General features: G+C 70.7%; 1 protein-coding gene and 1 pseudogene. Both read left to right on the forward strand.

Going from position 1 to position 1,165, the window contains the following annotated elements; all coding sequences use genetic code 11:
- Positions 1-276 (forward strand): annotated as a pseudogene (locus AB0G02_RS41400) (daunorubicin/doxorubicin resistance ABC transporter ATP-binding protein DrrA); the annotation flags it as partial.
- Positions 273-1,082 carry an ABC transporter permease gene (locus AB0G02_RS41405; RefSeq protein ID WP_360806395.1) on the forward strand — a complete coding sequence of 270 codons (810 nt, stop codon included), beginning with the start codon at positions 273-275 and terminating at the stop codon, positions 1,080-1,082. The pseudogene AB0G02_RS41400 and the gene AB0G02_RS41405, both read left to right, overlap by 4 nt.
- Positions 1,083-1,165 lie beyond the last annotated feature (83 nt).

Raw genomic sequence — 1,165 nt, forward strand, 5'->3', positions numbered from 1 at the left:
CGGCTCGGCGGCGGGCAGCGGGGGCGGGCGCGCCCCCCCCCCCCGGCGCGGCTGGCCGACGCCGCCGCCGTGCTGGCCGAGGTGTCCGGGCACCAGCCCGAGTCGACCGGCCGGGGTGTGGTGACCGTGCCGGTGGACGGTGACGCGGCGTTCACCGAGGTGGTGCGGCGGCTGGACCAGCGGCAGATCTCGGTGACCGAGCTGTCGCTGCGGCTGCCGAGCCTGGACGAGGTGTTCTTCACGTTGACCGGCAAGCACACGGAGGTGGCGGCATGACGACGATGGTTGCTTCACCGGAGGTGGCCCGGGAGACGGCGCGGCGGCCGTTCGGCCTGGCGCGGCACAGCCTCGCGCTGGCCAGGCGCAGCCTGATCAAGACCATGCGGTCGCCGGAGCAGCTGCTGGACGTGACGTTGCAGCCGGTGATCTTCGTGGTGCTGTTCGTGTACCTCCTGGGTGGTGCGGTGGCCGGGTCCACGCACGACTACCTGCAGCTGCTGCTGCCCGCGATCATGGTGCAGACGACCATGTTCGGCGGGATGGCGACCGGGGTGAACCTGAACACCGACATCGGCAAGGGCGTGTTCGACCGGTTCCGCAGCCTGCCGATCGGCAGGTCCGCGCCGTTGATCGGATCGGTCCTGGGTGACCTGATCCGGTACGTGGTGGCGGTGGTGTCGCTGCTGGTGTTCGGCACGCTCATGGGGTTCCGGGTGGAGACCGGCTTCCTCCCGGCGTTGCTGGCGTGCCTGCTGGTGATCCTCTTCGCGTTCTGCCTGAGCTGGGCGTTCGTGCTGGTGGGGATGATCGTGCGGCAGCCCGGCGCGGTGCAGGGCATCGGCTTCCTGGCGCTGTTCCCGCTGACGTTCGGCACGAGCATGATCGCGCCGGCGGCCACGTTGCCGGGGTGGCTGCGGTCCTGGGTGGAGGTCATCCCGGTGACGCACGTGATGGACGCGTCACGCGGCCTGATGGTGGGCGGTCCGGTGGCCGGCCCGGTGATGTGGTCGTTGGCCTGGTCGGCGCTGTTCGTGGTCGTGTTCGCGCCGCTGGCCGTGAACGCCTACCGCCGCCGCGCCTGACCTGCGGCTCCTGTCCCGAGCGTTGAACTCGCGTGTCCTGAACGTAGGACACGCGTGTTCGCAACGCAGGACACGCGCGTACT

The sequence above is a fragment of the Actinosynnema sp. NPDC023658 genome (genome assembly GCF_040639995.1).
In the GTDB taxonomy this organism is placed as follows: Bacteria; Actinomycetota; Actinomycetes; order Mycobacteriales; family Pseudonocardiaceae; genus Actinosynnema.

Excerpts from the sequence above, each read along its gene's own strand:
- AB0G02_RS41405 (WP_360806395.1), top strand. The coding sequence starts at position 273 with ATGACGACGATGGTTGCTTCACCGGAGGTGGCCCGGGAGACGGCGCGG.